This is a genomic window from Roseibium sp. LAB1 (genome assembly GCF_054658235.1).
The window spans coordinates 708,115-723,760 of the sequence record NZ_BAAGIB010000001.1 but is presented as its reverse complement, the minus strand read 5'-3'; the positions used below and the strand labels follow the sequence as shown (position 1 = coordinate 723,760).

The 15,646-nt window shown below is 59.2% G+C and carries 13 protein-coding genes; 3 read left to right on the top strand and 10 right to left on the bottom strand.

Annotated elements, in window-relative coordinates; genetic code table 11:
* Positions 1-206: 206 nt before the first annotated feature.
* The 5 genes from ACYQ54_RS03475 to ACYQ54_RS03455 form a co-directional block, all read right to left on the bottom strand.
* Positions 207-893 carry a hypothetical protein gene (locus ACYQ54_RS03475; protein WP_460079373.1) on the bottom strand — a complete coding sequence of 229 codons (687 nt, stop codon included), beginning with the start codon at positions 891-893 and terminating at the stop codon, positions 207-209.
* Between the two features lie 73 nt (positions 894-966).
* Positions 967-3,183, bottom strand: a complete 2,217-nt coding sequence (locus ACYQ54_RS03470) for an NADP-dependent isocitrate dehydrogenase (protein WP_460079372.1) — start codon at positions 3,181-3,183, stop codon at positions 967-969.
* Positions 3,184-3,506: 323 nt separating this feature from the next.
* Positions 3,507-5,378 (bottom strand): putative bifunctional diguanylate cyclase/phosphodiesterase, encoded by a 1,872-nt coding sequence (locus ACYQ54_RS03465; protein WP_460079370.1) that lies wholly within the window; start codon positions 5,376-5,378, stop codon positions 3,507-3,509.
* A complete protein-coding gene (locus ACYQ54_RS03460; protein ID WP_460079368.1) occupies positions 5,375-5,653 on the bottom strand; it encodes a hypothetical protein in 279 nt (92 codons plus the stop codon). The genes ACYQ54_RS03465 and ACYQ54_RS03460 overlap by 4 nt, the downstream gene beginning before the upstream one ends.
* Positions 5,654-5,978: 325 nt before the next feature.
* Entirely contained in the window at positions 5,979-6,224 is a 246-nt protein-coding gene (locus tag ACYQ54_RS03455) for a hypothetical protein (RefSeq protein ID WP_460079366.1), read from the bottom strand.
* A gap of 92 nt (positions 6,225-6,316) precedes the next feature.
* On the opposite strand from ACYQ54_RS03455, the gene ACYQ54_RS03450 reads away from it, so the two are divergent.
* A complete protein-coding gene (locus tag ACYQ54_RS03450) occupies positions 6,317-7,129 on the top strand; it encodes an RNA methyltransferase (RefSeq protein ID WP_460079364.1) in 813 nt (270 codons plus the stop codon).
* A gap of 9 nt (positions 7,130-7,138) precedes the next feature.
* The gene (gene murI, locus ACYQ54_RS03445; protein WP_460079361.1) at positions 7,139-7,933 is read left to right on the top strand and encodes a glutamate racemase; all 795 of its coding nucleotides are present in this window, start codon (positions 7,139-7,141) and stop codon (positions 7,931-7,933) included.
* Between the two features lie 225 nt (positions 7,934-8,158).
* On the opposite strand, the gene ACYQ54_RS03440 is transcribed toward murI, so the two are convergent.
* Positions 8,159-9,955: an EAL domain-containing protein gene (locus ACYQ54_RS03440; protein ID WP_460079359.1), complete on the bottom strand. Its 1,797-nt coding sequence runs from the start codon at positions 9,953-9,955 to the stop codon at positions 8,159-8,161.
* A gap of 490 nt (positions 9,956-10,445) precedes the next feature.
* On the opposite strand from ACYQ54_RS03440, the gene rpsD reads away from it, so the two are divergent.
* A complete protein-coding gene (gene rpsD, locus ACYQ54_RS03435; protein ID WP_460079357.1) occupies positions 10,446-11,063 on the top strand; it encodes a 30S ribosomal protein S4 in 618 nt (205 codons plus the stop codon).
* A gap of 118 nt (positions 11,064-11,181) precedes the next feature.
* On the opposite strand, the gene ACYQ54_RS03430 is transcribed toward rpsD, so the two are convergent.
* The 4 genes from ACYQ54_RS03430 to ACYQ54_RS03415 all read right to left on the bottom strand — a co-directional run bounded on the left by ACYQ54_RS03430 (position 11,182) and on the right by ACYQ54_RS03415 (position 15,645).
* Positions 11,182-11,796, bottom strand: a complete 615-nt coding sequence (locus tag ACYQ54_RS03430) for a hypothetical protein (protein ID WP_460079355.1) — start codon at positions 11,794-11,796, stop codon at positions 11,182-11,184.
* 58 nt (positions 11,797-11,854) lie between these two features.
* Positions 11,855-12,343 (bottom strand): LysM peptidoglycan-binding domain-containing protein, encoded by a 489-nt coding sequence (locus tag ACYQ54_RS03425; protein ID WP_460079353.1) that lies wholly within the window; start codon positions 12,341-12,343, stop codon positions 11,855-11,857.
* Between the two features lie 187 nt (positions 12,344-12,530).
* Entirely contained in the window at positions 12,531-13,505 is a 975-nt protein-coding gene (locus ACYQ54_RS03420; protein WP_460079350.1) for a TAXI family TRAP transporter solute-binding subunit, read from the bottom strand.
* 28 nt (positions 13,506-13,533) lie between these two features.
* Positions 13,534-15,645, bottom strand: coding sequence for a TRAP transporter permease (locus ACYQ54_RS03415; RefSeq protein WP_460079348.1), 2,112 nt, complete (start codon positions 15,643-15,645; stop codon positions 13,534-13,536).
* Between the last annotated feature and the right edge of the window lies 1 nt (position 15,646).

Sequence of the window (15,646 nt, the reverse complement as noted above, 5' to 3'; positions counted from 1 at the left end):
ACGCGGATCAGCGAAGGGTGGCGGCCTCTCTGGGCGCGCAGGTCATGTGCGACATGTCCGGGTGTCCCGTTTTCAAATCGAAATCAGTGCACGGCGTGTGCGGTGGAAACCAGGTAATGAGTTGCATCCGTGGATGCAATGGAGGAACTGGCCGGTATCCAGATCCCGGGGAGAAGTGTTGCAACAAGGCAACTGCCCTTCGGACGCTAGTGTCTGACCGTTGCCCCCCGCGCTTTCAGCAGCAGATCGAACAGAAACGGCACATTCATGGAGCCGAACCGGGTCGCACGCGCGACACCTTCGTCGGAGATCTCCGCAATGCCGAACATCTTGTACAGCCGGAAAAGATAGTTGGAAGATTGGTCCAGTTCAAAATCATAACGGGGATCGGAGAAGAACATCCGGAACGTATGCAGCGCCTCGAGCGGGAAACCCGAGTGATGCTCCCGCAGATTGTCGAACTTGGTGCAGAAGTCTTCCAGTGGCTCCCGGTCGCCGCCCAGCTCCTCCATCTGGATCCGTTGGGCAATCACGAAGTCGGCGATATGTTCCCTGCCGTAGTCGGACAGGCCGCGTTCGACCAGGTGCCCGTGGAGTTCTTCGGGCAACGGTTTTTCGGTGACACTCATGTAGCCGAGGTGCTCCAGACGGGCATACAGTTCGTTCGTGACGCTGCCTGGCCCGGTCAGGAAGACAGGTTCGCGGTCATCGTCCATGAGCTGTATGGCACCGCGCAGGGTCGAAAAATCTCCTTCGCTGAGAGCGTGCACCAGAAAACTTGTATCGGGCCACCACGTGGGGGAACGGGTGTCATCTGTGGCCGAATAGAGCGCAAACTCTTCCTTGGCCCCGTTCCGGACGACCAATTGCTGCTGCTTGTTTTGATAAGGCATTTAATATGAGCTCCCTGGCACAAAAAAGGGCGGCCGGAGCCGCCCTGTTTCTACCCAAGAGTGTATTGGCAAATCAACCGATAATGCCGTTGAGCGTTGCGCTCGGACGCATGACCGCATCCACCTTTTCCTGCGGGGCGTGGTAGTAGCCACCAGTGTCGGCGGGAGACCCCTGAACGCCGTTGAGTTCGCCAACGATGGCGGCTTCATTGGATGAAAGCGCTTCGGCTATCGGTGCGAAATGTGCCTTCAGCTCGGCGTCCTTGTCCTGTGCGGCCAGGGCTTCAGCCCAGTAGAGCGCGACGTAGAAGTGGCTGCCACGGTTGTCGAGGCCGCCAACCTTGCGGGACGGAGACTTGTCGTTATCGAGAAGCTTCTCGACAGCCTTGTCGAGCGCGTCGGCCAGAACCTGGGCCTTCGCATTGCCCTTGACGTTGGCCAGATGCTCCAGCGATGCGCCGAGGGCGCAGAACTCGCCCAGGCTGTCCCAGCGCAGGTAGTTCTCTTCCATGAGCTGCTGGACGTGTTTCGGAGCCGAGCCACCGGCACCGGTTTCGAACAGACCGCCGCCGTTCATCAGCGGAACGATGGACAGCATCTTCGCCGAGGTGCCGACTTCCAGGATCGGATAAAGGTCGGTCAGGTAGTCGCGCAGCACGTTGCCGGTGATGGAGATCGTGTCTTCACCGCTGGCAATACGCTCGGTGGTGTATTTCGCCGCATCGGCCGGAGCCATGATCTGCAGGTCGAGACCGGAGGTGTCATGTTCCGGCAGATAGGCTTCCACCTTCTTGATCAGTTCCGCGTCGTGGGCGCGGGTCTTGTCCAGCCAGAAGACGCCCGGCATGCCGGATAGGCGTGCACGGCTGACACCAAGCTTGACCCAGTCGCGGATCGGGGCGTCCTTGGTGCGGCATGCGCGCCAGATGTCGCCTTCTTCGACAGCATGTTCGATCAGGGTGTTGCCGGCAGCATCAACGATGAGGATGGTGCCGTCAGCTGGAGCCTTGAACGTCTGCGGGTGAGAGCCGTATTCCTCAGCCTTCTGCGCCATCAGACCAACGTTCGGCACGGTGCCCATCTTGGCCGGATCGAGCGCGCCGTTTTCGCGGCAGAAGTCGATCACTGCGGAATAGACGCCGGCATAGGAGCTGTCCGGGATCACGCATTTTGCATCGGCTTCCTTGCCGTCCGGGCCCCAGCCCTTACCGCCCGCGCGGATCAGCGCCGGCATGGAGGCGTCGATGATGACGTCGGACGAGACATGCAGGTTGGTGATGCCCTTGTCGGAGTTCACCATGTACATGGCCGGGCCGTTGTCGAGGGCGGCCTTGATGTCGGAGTTGATCTCGGCGGCCTTGTCGGCCGGCAGCGTGGCGACCTTGGCTTCAATATCACCGATACCGAGATCCGGATTGACGCCAAGCTCGGCAAAGGTTGCGGCGTGCTTTTCGAAGACGTCCTTCAGGAAGGCGCGGACACAAAGGCCGAAGATGATCGGGTCGGAGACCTTCATCATGGTTGCCTTCATGTGCAGGGAGAACAGGATGCCCATGTCCTTGGCGTCCTGAATTTCCTTTTCCAGGAACGCGAACAGCGCCTTGGCACTCATGTAGGTGCCGTCAACAACGTCGCCTTCATCCAGTGCAAAGTCGCCCTTGAGGACCGTAGCAGCCCCGTCCTTGCCGACGAATTCGATCTTCGCCTTGCCGGCGGATGCGGCGGAAACGGTCACGGACTTTTCGTTGGAGAAGAAGTCGTTCTCACCCATGGTGGCGACGTGGGTCTTGGAGGAGGGCAGCCATTCACCCATGCGGTGCGGGTTCTTCTTGGCGTATTCCTTGACCGCCTTCGGTGCGCGGCGGTCGGAGTTGCCTTCGCGCAGCACCGGGTTCACGGCAGAGCCCTTGATCGCGTCATACTTGGCCTTGACGGTCTTTTCCTCGTCCGATTTCGGCTCGGCCGGATAGTCGGGCAGCTTGTAGCCCTGGGCCTGCAGTTCCTTGATAGCTGCGTTCAGCTGCGGCTGGGACGCGGAGATGTTCGGCAGCTTGATGACGTTGGCGTCCGGCTGCTTGACCATGTCGCCGAGGACCGCAAGATCGTCGGACTGCTTCTGTGCGTCTGTCAGATACTCCGGGAAATTCGCCAGGATACGGCCTGCGAGGGAGATATCCTTGGTACCGACAGTCAAACCGGCTGCCTTGGTGAAGGAGCGGATGATCGGCAGGAACGAGGCGCTGGCGAGTTCCGGTGCTTCGTCGACCTTGGTGTAGATAATGTCGGCCATGACAGTCACATTTCCTAGCGTTCGAACTTTGGTCAAAGGAGTGGCGCGGAACCGCTCCCGATGAATTTCGACATGCGTATACAATTGTACGCAATCAATTGAAAGCCCTCCGGAAGGCGAAGGGTGTGAAGTCCGCTGGTGTTCTAGCAAAGCCGTTGGAAAAGGCAATCGGGAGTGAAGGAGGCGGCATTGCTCTGGAGCTGGTCCGCGCTAAGCAAACCGGTGCCCGGCATGCGGTAGATCCGCAACGGCAGACCGCCTGCAGGACAATGCGTCCCGCGTCCGGAACATCCTTTTCCCGCTGAAAGCAGTGACGGCCGGCGTCAGGCAGACTTGCGGACGAGGAAACCCTGCAGGTCGGCGACGTTCATAGGCTTGCTGAAGGCATAGCCCTGCACATAGTTGACGCCGAGCATACGCAACTTGTTGATCGTGTCTTCTGTCTCCACCCCTTCGGCAAGTGCTTCGATGCCGAGCCCGTGTGCCATGTCGACGATTGTCTTGATCAGCTTGATCTGTTCGGGATTGGAGGACAGCGGAGAAATCAGGGCCCTGTCGATCTTCAAAAGATCAGGTTTGAGCTTCGTCAGCGCGATGATGGATGCGTGGCCGGTTCCGAAATCGTCGATTTCTATTCGAATACCGAGATTGCGAAGGGCGTTGACGGTTTCGACCTCATCGTCGGACAAGGTGTCGAAGTAGACAGACTCTACCAGTTCGAATGCGATTTCGGCACGGACTTTCGGCAAGCCTTGAATGAATTCTGCAAGCCCGGGTTCCGCCAGCCTCTGATAGCTGATGTTGAAACTCACCTTCGGAAAAATGACCCCGGTGTTCTCCAGAGACTGAATGAGATCGAACGCCTTCGACATGATGTGGCTGTCAAACGCCGCAGCTCTGCCTGCCTCCTGAACCGCGTCCAGGAAAACTGCCGGACCAAGGATGCCCCGCTTGGGATGGTTCCAGCGGGCGAGCACCTCAACACCGGCAATGGCGCCCGTGCGGGTGTCGTGCTGCGTCTGGAAATAGGGCTCGAACTCGTCATTCTCCAGTCCGTAGAGCACTGCTTCGGCGGTTTTTACAAGATGTTGTGCGTCTTCCTTCAAACGCGGATGGAACACAACGGCCCTGTTCTTTCCGGCCTTCTTGGCTTCGTAGAGCGCTATGTCCGCGTCGACCATCATGCCGTCGAGGTTGCCGCCGCTGATGCTGGAATGGGTCACGCCAACCGAAGCGCCCACGCGCAGCTTGGTTTTCGAAATGACATGGGGGCGTTGCATCCAGTTTTTCAGTCCGTCCAGAAAATCCGATTGCTGGCTGGCGTCGATTGCCGGCGAAGCCACCACGAATTCGTCTCCGCCGATGCGAGCGATGATCGAATTTGGCGGCGCAATGGCATTCAGTCGTTTCCCCACCAGAACAAGCAGCCTGTCGCCTGCTGCATGGCCAACCGTGTCGTTGATGTTCTTGAAACCGTCCAGGTCGATCTGGAACAGCGTCAAGTCGGGCAGGGGGGCATCGGCCTGGTACAACTTCTCGACCGCAAGGCGAAGTCCGCGGCGGTTCATCAGGCCGGTCAGGTCGTCGTGAATGGAACGGTGGTGTGCCTCCTGCCTGGCGCTTTCCATGTGGTCGAGAAAACGTTTGAGAGAGGCGGCAATATAGATGCCGCCCAGGCAATTGATCGTTCCCAGGATGTAATGGTTCATCAGGTGCCACCAGGCATAACTGGAGGAAGGCCAGACAAGTTCAGGCTGGATGAGCGTCAGAACCGAATGATGAACGAGTGCCGCGACTGTGGTCATCAGCACCGATCGCCAGCAGACATATGCAATGATGATCGAGGTGTTGATGAAATAGAGCATATGCACTTCAAGCATATACTCGCCATTGTGGATGTCGGAGGCGACGTAGAGCCCGAACATCCAAGTGGAATTGATCGCAACCGTCACGATCAGGCGGGTCCGCAGCGCAGACGCGTCAGCCATGACGGTTGTCGTCGTGACGAGCCCGATGACAGCCAGCGGCAGCGCAACGTAAAGAACCGAGCCCCCGGTGAAGAAAGAGGCGATTATGGCTATCGCGGCAGCCAGCCAGAAATACCAGACGAGAATCCAGCTCACGGCCTGGCGGAGCCGCTGAACGTTCAGAGACGCGACATCAATCCAGAAATGTTTCAGGAACGAAGGTTTCATTCGGCTGAAAGAACCTCCGGTGACCTGGTCGCATGTTGTCCAGCGCCGCAAAGCCGCGCAAATTCGGCATTGAGCAAAAACAGCGCATTGGAGGACTGCAGGTCGTGCGACTGCTGATCCGACTGCGGAATGGCAATGACCATCCAGTCTACCGGCCCGGGTGCTGCGATGGGGGCTCCCGTAATCGCTACCGAAGTGAAGCTTTGTTGTTCAGAAAACCAAGGTGGAAAGACAGCCACTGCCTGCAGCCCCACAGCACCGGCGTTCTTGGTCACAAGAAGTCCGGCGCTGAACAGTACGGCAACGCAAAGCATTGAAATCGCGGGACTATATGTCCACAAAAAGGACCTTGGCTTCTGCACGGAATACTCTCGAACTGACACTCAACAGGTAGCATCCCATACACTTATTGAGGGTATGTAAAGTTGACCTTCTATCTTTCCTACAATTAATCTCAAACGCTAATGGTCCGGTGGCTGGGTCCCCTGGGTCAAATTTACATTGTTGTTTGAATGGAGGAGGTTATCGAACGATTTGCGGCTGTCTTGACTTCCAGAACTTCGGAAGAAGTAAGGTATCCCGAAGAAGCGTGTTTCAATCTCAAACAGTGACGCTTTCCGGCTGCCAGAATGCGGCTGCACGGTCGGGAAAGTTTATAAGCATCCGGTCCGGTTCCTGCTCATCGATCGATGAGCGGCGCAGGAATGCAGCGACATCTTCAATCACGCTGTCCAGTGCCGGGTTGTGGTGCCGGCGGACCGACTTCACTTCCCCGATCAATGTTGCCCGATCTGGAAAAGGAGAAGGTGCCTCGCCGGAGTGGTGCCGGTTCTCGACAAAAATCATCGCATTTATTCGGAGGAATGAGGCAGACCGCAGGGGCACCGCAGGCCTTTCGGTCTTTTCATCTGACGTTGCTTCCGCTAAATCCCCGCTTCATGAGCAAGAATGCACACATCAGAGACGAAGCGCGCGCGGTGACGGCAAAGCCGCCGGCGGTGATCCTGTGCGAACCGCAGCTTGGCGAGAACATCGGCACGGCGGCAAGGGCGATGGCCAATTTCGGCCTGGTGGATCTGCGGATCGTCAATCCGCGCGACGGCTGGCCGAGTGAAAAGGCAAGAGCTGCCGCAAGCCGGGCGGATCATGTCATCGACAAGGTGCAGGTTTTCGACAGCGTCGAGGCGGCCATTGCCGACCTGCAATTCGTTTTCGCGACCACCGCCCGGTCACGCGAAGTGCCTAAGCCCGTGCGCGGGCCGGACGAAGCTGCGAAAAAATCCGTAGAGCTGGGCACGAACGGCCATGCGACCGGCTATCTGTTTGGCCGGGAGCGCTGGGGCCTCAATAACGAGGAAGTGGCGCTGGCCGACGAGATCGTTACCCTGCCGGTCGATCCGGATTTTGCCTCGCTGAACATTGCCCAGGCAGTGCTGGTGTGTGCCTATGAATGGCGCAAGACCGCGACGTCCGGTGCATTGCCCTTTATCCTGTCGGAAGAAGTGCATCCACCGGCGAAGAAGGACGAAGTGCTACGCTTCTTCGAGCACCTGGAAAGTGCGCTGGACAAGGCCACCTTTTTCCGTCCGCCGGAGCGGCGTCCGCATATGGTGCGCACGCTGCGCAACATCTTCCAGAAGGCGGAGTTGACCGATCAGGAAGTGCGCGCGCTGCGCGGTGTCGTGGCCTCGCTGGAAAAACGAGAAACGCGACCGCGCAAGGACAGATCAGGTTCAGGCAGCGAAGAATAGAGGCAGACCTTGCAGGGTTCGGGACCGGTACTCTTTTTCGATTCAGGTCTTGGCGGGCTCACGGTGCTGCGCGAAGCGCGATATCTGCTGCCCTATGAGCCGCTGCTTTATGTCGCCGACGACGCGGCCTTTCCGATCGGCCGCTGGCCGGAAGCGGAGTTGAAGACCCGGATCGTTACCCTGTTCGACGAGCTGATCGCCGAACACGGCCCCAGGGCTGTGGTGATTGCCTGCAACACGGCCTTCACCCTGGCTGGAGACGCGCTGCGCGAGGCGCACCCGGATGTGCCATTTGTCGGCACTGTTCCCGCCATCAAGCCGGCGGCGGAGCGCACGTCGTCCGGGCTGATATCGGTTCTGGCAACACCGGGCACCGTGCGGCGAACCTACACCAGAAGCCTGATCGAGAGTTTTGCCAGCCAGTGCCACGTGCGGCTGGTCGGGTCGGACAAGCTGGCGGAACTTGCCGAAAAACACTTGCGTGGCGACACCGTCTGCGATGACGCGCTGCTGCCGGAAATCGCCGATTGTTTCCTGGAACAGGATGGCAAGCGCACGGACATTGTCGTTTTGGCCTGCACTCACTATCCGTTTCTTGCCAACCGTTTCCGCAAGATCGCGCCCTGGCCGGTCGACTGGCTGGATCCGGCCGAGGCAATCGCCCGTCAATTGGTGCGGGTTCTGGGCGAGGGGGCAGCCAGGGAACCCTCACGACATCTGCCGGACCGGGCGATCTTTACCTCGGGGTCGAAGGATCCTGGGCTGGTGCGGTTACTGGCGGGGTTCGGCCTCGTGCTGGACTGACCGGTCGTGCGGTAACGGTAAGATGTTTCTTGGGGGCAATCACCGGCCCGGAACTTTTTCGGCTGTCGAGCAGCAGGGCAACCTGGCGGCCATATCCCGAGGACGACCGTCAGCTTTGTCTTGAAGGTCGGGACGCTCGCTCTGATACGCACCAGCCCTCCTTCGTGACTGCGCAGCGCGCTGCCCAGGGATGAGGGCGAGTTAAGGGAAGTGAGGGCTTGCCTTTCAGGCTGCCAGGCATTTCACGGCGAGGCCGTCGTCGGAGCGTTTGGCGGCTCGTTTCAGGTCCATGATCTCGTGGTTGAGCATGTCCGGATTGAGCGTCAGGCCCTTGGGCAGGGTGAGGATGGAAATGGAACATTGCAACAGCGGGAAATGCCGCGTTGTGCCGAAGCGGTCCTGGGCTTCGATATAGCCCTGTTCCCGGTGTTCGGCATCATAGAAGCTTTCCACATCCAGACGGAAGGCGCGCTTCAGGGCCAACATGCGGGCTGCGACATCGGTCTGGTCGACATTCTGAAACCCGGCAAAGAAATCGTCTCCACCGATATGGCCGTAAAATGTGCCTGATCCCGAAACATGACGCTGCAGCAATTCGCTGAACAGGATGATCGCCCGGTCGCCCTGGCGATAGCCGTAGGTATCGTTGAACGGTTTGAAATTGTCGAAGTCGAGATAACACATGTGGCGGTCGTAGGTGCCCTTGCGGCCGCTTTCTGCAATAAACCGGGAAATGGCACCGTTGCCCGGAAGGCGGGTCAGCGGGTTCTGGTCCTGGGCTTCCTGCAGGCGTTTCTCGTGAATGATCTTCAAAAGCGAAGTGGCTGACAGAAAACCGGCATAACGGAAGTTCTCGGTGATGATGATGCCGTCCGAATTGATCGAGGAGGCAAAGGTCACCAGCAGCATGTCTGCGTTTGAATCGATATCGGCGATCGGGCAGGCGCGCACGAAGGAGCGCAGCGGGAAATCAAGCGCTGCCTTGGCATCTTCGTCATCGGGTGCTCCCGCGTAGAGATAGGCCTTCAGATCGCGTTCGTGGATCAGGCCGCGCGGTTCGTTGTTGGCATCCACAACGGGAACCACACTCGCCTCCTGGTTATTGACCACCATGTCGAGAAGATCGTTCATGGAGGCGTTCGACTGGATCGTCGGCACCTTGATCAGTTCGTTGCGAATCCGGTCCAGCTCTTCCCGGCGCTTGCGACCGACACCCGGCGCGCGCACGTGGTCATAAAAGAGCTTGGCGGAAGAGGCTTCCTGGAAGGGTTTGGCGACGAAGTAGCCCTGGATCAGGTCGCAGCCGGCTTCCCGGCAAGCCTTGAACTCGCTCTCCGTTTCAACTCCTTCGGCAATCACCCTTGCGCCCAGCACGTGCGCGAGGTTGGCCACGGTGGTCACGAACAGCTTGCGCCTGGCATCGCAATCGATCCCGTTCAGGAAGAAACGGTCAATCTTGACGTAGTCGGGTGACATGTCGTGCAGCAGGCGCAGCTCGGAAGAGCCCCGGCCGAAATCGTCGAGCGCGATCAGGAAGCCCAACTGGCGCAGGTCGTTGACGGCGTGGTGGGTGACGTCGGTGAAGGTCTGCTGATGCCGTTCGGAAAATTCCAGACAGATCTGGTTCACCTGCAGACCGGCTTCGGCGACCAGGGCGCCCAACCGCATGCGCGGGTCGTTGTCCTGGCCGAGGTCCCGTCCGTCCAGCTTGAAATAGAGTTTTGTGCCCTGGGCGATCTTCATGCTGCCGAAGCGCTTCATCGCCTTGGCCAGCAGACGGGCCTCCAGTTGGGGCAGATATCCTTCGGCGTGGGCAAAATCGATCAACTCGTCGGGGGACTGTGCCCCCACAAGATCGCAGTTCCGGATCTGGGCTTCGTAGCCATAAACAACGCCGGTGCCGATATCGACGACCGGTTGAAGCGCATAGTCCAGTTTCGCCAGCGTGTCCTTCGGCGTACGACAGAGCAAACCGGGACCTTCCGGAACAGTCTGAAGAACAGGTTGACGATTCGCTGACATTCTTGATCCTATTGCCAAGGTCCGGCTGATAAGCTTCCGTTATATGATGGGGTCTCGGACAGTCCGTTACACTGATATTATTCGCTATGGTTGTAACGGCGATTGCATAGTGAAAAGCTGCAATTAAAAATCTCTAAATGTATGCATTGTTTTCCCCATTTTGTGGACGCTACGTCACAAATTATGGCAATGAATTGCGTCTGAACCGTTAAATATGCCTGCTTGTCCGACAAAATCGTCAGAAAAGGTCAGGTTCGGCCGTGCTTTTCCGGCGCTGGCCGGGTGCATGGATTGACATTTCCGGGCTCCGCCTGTATCCCCGCGCAGTCCGGCATGCAATGCCTTCCGGATCTACGCACCCGTGGGTATCCAGCCGGCGCCGTCTAGCTGGGTCCCTGTCGATCTGACCCTCTCGTCGCAAGACGGGTTGTGACGATAAAGGAGGGCGCGTTTCCTTTTAAATAACAACGCGAATTCAAAGGAAACCGCGATGTCGAAGCGCCATAGCGTTAAGTACAAAATTGACCGCCGGATGGGCGAAAACATCTGGGGTCGTCCGAAGAGCCCGGCCAACAAGCGTGAATACGGCCCGGGTCAGCATGGCCAGCGCCGCAAGGGCAAGCTGTCCGACTTCGGTGTTCAGCTTCGCGCGAAGCAGAAGCTGAAAGGCTACTACGGCAACATTTCCGAAAAGCAGTTCCGCAAGGTTTATGCCGAAGCGTCCCGTATGAAGGGTGACACTTCCGAAAACCTGATCGGCCTGCTGGAGCGCCGTCTGGACGCGATCGTGTATCGTGCGAAATTCGTCCCGACCGTTTTCGCAGCCCGTCAGTTCATCAACCACGGCCACGTGAAGGTGAACGGCAAGCGCGTCAACATCTCGAGCTACCAGATCCGTCCGGGTGACGTGATCGAGGTTCGTGAAAAGTCCAAGCAGCTCGGCCTGGTTCTGGAAGCAGTCCAGTCCGCAGAGCGTGACGTTCCGGACTACATCGACGCCGACCACAACAAGATGACCGCGACCTATTCCCGCGTTCCGGGCTTCTCTGACGTACCGTACCCGGTACAGATGGAACCGAACCTGGTGGTCGAGTTCTATTCGCGCTAATCAGCGCCGAATACGGTTTGACGGAAAGGCCCGCCTTCTGGCGGGCCTTTTCTTTTTTGCAAGGTTCCGTCACTGACTGGCTGCTTTTTCTTTCATCCCGCCTTGCAGCACCTTGGCGCTACTGCTGTGAGAACAGCCGTTGCATATGTTTCTCAAATGCTTTTTGCGTTGGCGACTTTCGAGACTTGTCGGCAGGAACATAGATATCATCGTCGGCCAGTCTGGCCCACAATTCTGCCCGCTCCTCGGTGCTGAACCGGCGCGTCTGGTTTCCGAGCTGCCGCATGAGCTCCAGCGTTTCCGCAGCTGACTGCAATGACAGCGTTTCGCCGTCATGGAGGCCTTGCTGGTCCGGATCTGCCGTTCGGCGAACGGTCGCCGAAAAATGAAGTTCCGCTCCCGAGCGGCTTTCGGACCTGAACAGGCAGTGGAAGCTGGCTCCGCCATAAAGCGGTTCCCTGAACTTGCCAGCCCTGCCGTAATGGGTGCTGACCCTGGGGCAGTCGATCGCGTTTATCCTGCCAAGCAGGGACACGGAAACCTCCACTTTTTCGCCATCCGGGGCGACGGCGTCGAAGGTTCTCTCCTGCTTGTCGCGGAGCGTTTGTTCCAAAAGGCGTTCCGCCGAAAGCGGAGGCATGGGGCCGGTTCCGCGGGTGACCAGGAACAGGTAGTAGCCCAGCGAAAGACAGACCGCGATGACAACAAGTGGCTTGTAAGACTTGCCGCTCATGAAATCGTTCTCCTCAACGGTACGCAACAACGCGCCGGAAGGGACGAGAAGGGGTGTCTTAGATATCGTTGCGCGGTATCCGAAGCACCTGACCCGGGAAAATGACGTTCGGACTGCTTAAAATGTGCTGGTTGGCATCGAAGATCGGCTGATAGTCACCGTTACCATATTGGTCTTGCGCGATCTTTGTGAGCGTGTCGCCAGCCTTCACGGTGTAGGGCTGCCAGCCGCCGTAACCGGCCAGGATTCTCGGGCCGAACAGGATGGGAATAACGACGGACGGCCCGTTTTCGTTGCCGGTATCGTCGGTCAGGGTCAGGAACAGGCGGTTCATCTGAAACTGGTTGGTGTCCGGGATATCGATGAAACCCTGGAACTGCTTCAGGCCAAGCGCACCGACCTGGGTGAACGAGGCATATTCGTCATGGCCCTCGGAAACGCGAATGCTCAAGGTGCCTTCGAAGGCAGTCGCGTTGCCTGCGATCAGAATTTTTGAGCCGACCAAATCGAACGGCTGTGGCTGCTGGATGTCGAGAGTTGCCGTCATATCAATACCTTCTGCATGAACTGTCTCAGGTATTTTCGCTGCCCCCCAGCTAGCACCCATGAGGGTACAACGTTTTGGCGGGAAAGTGATAGATGCAACTTTGCCGAAGTGTTGCCCTGGGCAGGGCGGCGCCGGGACTTGACGGTTTTGCCCTGATCACCATGCGGCGATCAGGGCATTCGGTCGGCTATTGAACGCCGATTTCCTTGTAGTAGCGGGCCGCGCCCGGGTGGAACGTCGCCGTTCCGAGTGTCTGGGAAGCATATTCAGGCGAGAGGGCCTTGGCCCAGGGCGCATCGGTGGTGATGCTGCCAAGGTTCTCCCAGAAGGCTTTGGTGATCCGGTAGACCAGTTCTTCGTCAAGGTCCGCACGCACGCCGATCCCGACCGCCGTGTCGTTGGACATGACGGGGCCATCATTCACCTGGTTCTCGTAGAGGCCTGCCGGAATTTCGGCCCGCTGGCGGAATTTGCCTAGAAACTTGTCGACCTCTTCACCCTGATCGTCTTCCGGTCCGATGAAGCGGACAGTCTCGGTTTCGGTGAACTGGATGAACTGCTGGCAGGGGTCGATGCAGCCGTTGACATACATCTCCACCTTGCCGTCCAGGAACGACTGGAAGCCGGTTGCCCAATTGGCCTTGATGGCGTCGTAGTCTTCACCGGCGACAAGGCCAGTGGTGGCCTCGATCCAGCCTTTGGCGGCGTTGTAAGCGCCGCCGCCCTGCGGCCCGAGGAAAACCGTAGCCCCTTCGATGTCGTCCAGAACGGTAATGTCGCTGTCACCGCGCACCGCGAAGTGATACTGGCCGTAGGGGAACCACATCAGCACCTGCACGTTCTTGGCAAGCTCGGGAGCTTCCGGCTCGTTCTTGTACATGGCCGCCCCCTTGCTCATCAGGATGTGGATGGTGGGAGAGATCATGTACATGTCCAGATTGCCGCGTGCGGTTTCCATCTGGTGCAGCGTTGCCGCGCCACCACCGGCAACCTCGATCGAGACATCGTCGAGCTTGTCGGTGACGATGTTGGCGAAGGTCGCCATGGTGATCGCCTGGCCGAGGCTCGGCTCGATGGTCTGCATCTTTAGCGTGGTGTCTTCAGCCGACGCGGAGCCAGCCAGAAGCAGGCCCGCAAGGGCCGTAACAGCAAATCGTTTCATTCCGTCCTCCCGTGAATTGTCGCTCTTGTCATTGTGATGAATTGGGTGTGGAGGCTGAGCCCCGCTGCCGAATGATGTGAAAGGCGATATCCGCCAGGATCAATGCGGTGGCGGCACTTGCGATGGCCACGTTCGGCACCAGAATCAAAAGCCCGAGGCAGACGCGAAGAAGACGTTCCCAAAGGGGAAGGCGTCCCCGGTCAAACCCGGCAAGTGCGGAGGCGATGGACCACATGGCCAGCACAAATGCGGCGATGATCCAGAAGAAGGCTCCCCAGGAGACGGTGGCGAGGTCGACCATCGCCTTGCTGTCCGGTGCCCCCGTGCCGAACCAGACGAACAGCACCTGCAGCTTGTAGAGAACGGCCGGGTGATAGACGAAGATGAAAGGGATCAGGAAGCCAGCGATGCCGATGCGGGCCGCCTCGAAACCTGTGCGGATCGGGTCGGCCCCGGCAATAGGGGCGGCGGCAAAGGCGGCAAGTGCAACGGGGGGCGTGACCGTGGACATGACCGCAAAGAAGACCACGAACATGTGCAGCGTCAGCTCGGGAATACCGACTGCATCAATACCGGAAGACAGGGCGATGACGATGATGAAGTAGGTCGCTCCGGGCGGCAGACCCATGCCGAGCACGATTGCGCCGAGGGCTACGACCACCAGCACCAGCGGCAGCGGCCCGCTGGCCAGTTGAGTGAGTAGCAGCGCGAGGCGGCCTGCAAAGCCCGATACCTGGATCAGGCCGACAATCAGGCCAATGGCCGTGACGATGACGACAATGGAGGCGGCCATGCGTCCCGCATTGACGAAGGCCTGCCAAAGACGTGTTCGGGAACGGAAATCGCGGAAGAGCACCAATGCGGAAAATATGGCGGCGACAAAGCCGTAGAACCCTGCCTTGGGCACGGAGGGCTGGCTGAACAGGAAATAGGTGAGCACACCCAACGGCACGACAAAGACGAGACATTGCACCCACTCCTTGCCGGTCAGTGGCGGGCGCTGTTCTTTCGGCAGGGCGCCGATGCCGAGACGCCGGGCCTCGAAGTAGACCGTCAGGAAGGTCGCGAAGTAATACATGATCGCCGGCAGGATGGCGGCCACCACGATGTAGCGGTATTCCAGCCCGATCTGTCCGGCGACGAAGAAGGCAACAACCCCCATCACCGGCGGCATGACCTGTCCACCGGTGGAGGCCGCCGCTTCCACGGCTCCTGCGAAGGCAGGCTTGAAGCCGGATTTCTTGATGACGGGAATGGTCATAACGCCTGTGGAGACGACGTTGGAAATGGCGGCGCCGGACAAGGTGCCGAACAGCGCGGAAGAGGCGACCGCCGCATGGGCCGCACCGCCGACGAGCCCACCCGTCAACCGGTTTGCGATCTTCATGAGGAGATCGCCGGCTCCCGAGGCCATCATCACCGCGCCGAAGACGATGAAGATCAGCACGCTGCTGGAGACCACCTGCAGGGGCTGACCGAACTGGCCGCCGGTCTGCGCCCAGAAGTTCAGCACCATGGCACGCAGGCTCTGGCTGAAGGTGGAGTCGGATCCGGCCAGAATGCCGGTCCAGTCCGGCAGGTAGCCGCGAATGAAGAAATAGACCACCCAGAACAGGCAGAAGGCCACGATAAAGCCGCCGAACATGCGCCAGGTCAGATAAAGCGTGATGGCGGTTGCAATCGGAAACATCACGAAGTCTAAAGGACTGGCGCTGGGCAGGGCGCCGCCATCGGTGGCGAAGATCTTCACCATCCAGGATACGAAAGCGGCAAGCGCAAGCAGGGTCAGCGCCCAGTTGAGCCAGCGCCAGGCCGGGCCGCGATGAAGCGTCAGCAGGGAAATGGCGAAGGAGAACACGATCGGCAGACCGATGATCAGCCCCGTCGGCAGCAGGAATGAGCGCTCGAACGAGCGGTAGCCCGAGCCCAGCCAATGTTCGCGCAACAGGGCGCGCTGGTCGCGGCGCGACAGCTCGTCGAAGCCCTGTGTGGTGGCCTCGATGAACCAGCGGACAAAATCCGTGATCGGGCCGGAGGCTGCATAGGTGACGATCACCAGCACGAATAGCACGGCGAGACAGTCGGCAATCCACTTGTCGCTACGGGCGATGGCCGGGCCGTCGCCCGTTGCCGTGCTCACC

What these genes read in the sequence shown, in the direction of transcription:
- ACYQ54_RS03475 (WP_460079373.1), bottom strand. Translation starts at nt 893, where the DNA reads ATGCCTTATCAAAACAAGCAGCAGCAATTGGTCGTCCGGAACGGGGCC.
- ACYQ54_RS03470 (WP_460079372.1), bottom strand. Translation starts at nt 3,183, where the DNA reads ATGGCCGACATTATCTACACCAAGGTCGACGAAGCACCGGAACTCGCC.
- ACYQ54_RS03465 (WP_460079370.1), bottom strand. Translation starts at nt 5,378, where the DNA reads ATGAAACCTTCGTTCCTGAAACATTTCTGGATTGATGTCGCGTCTCTG.
- ACYQ54_RS03455 (WP_460079366.1), bottom strand. Translation starts at nt 6,224, where the DNA reads ATGATTTTTGTCGAGAACCGGCACCACTCCGGCGAGGCACCTTCTCCT.
- ACYQ54_RS03450 (WP_460079364.1), top strand. Translation starts at nt 6,317, where the DNA reads ATGAGCAAGAATGCACACATCAGAGACGAAGCGCGCGCGGTGACGGCA.
- ACYQ54_RS03440 (WP_460079359.1), bottom strand. Translation starts at nt 9,955, where the DNA reads ATGTCAGCGAATCGTCAACCTGTTCTTCAGACTGTTCCGGAAGGTCCC.
- rpsD (WP_460079357.1), top strand. Translation starts at nt 10,446, where the DNA reads ATGTCGAAGCGCCATAGCGTTAAGTACAAAATTGACCGCCGGATGGGC.
- ACYQ54_RS03430 (WP_460079355.1), bottom strand. Translation starts at nt 11,796, where the DNA reads ATGAGCGGCAAGTCTTACAAGCCACTTGTTGTCATCGCGGTCTGTCTT.
- ACYQ54_RS03425 (WP_460079353.1), bottom strand. Translation starts at nt 12,343, where the DNA reads ATGACGGCAACTCTCGACATCCAGCAGCCACAGCCGTTCGATTTGGTC.
- ACYQ54_RS03420 (WP_460079350.1), bottom strand. Translation starts at nt 13,505, where the DNA reads ATGAAACGATTTGCTGTTACGGCCCTTGCGGGCCTGCTTCTGGCTGGC.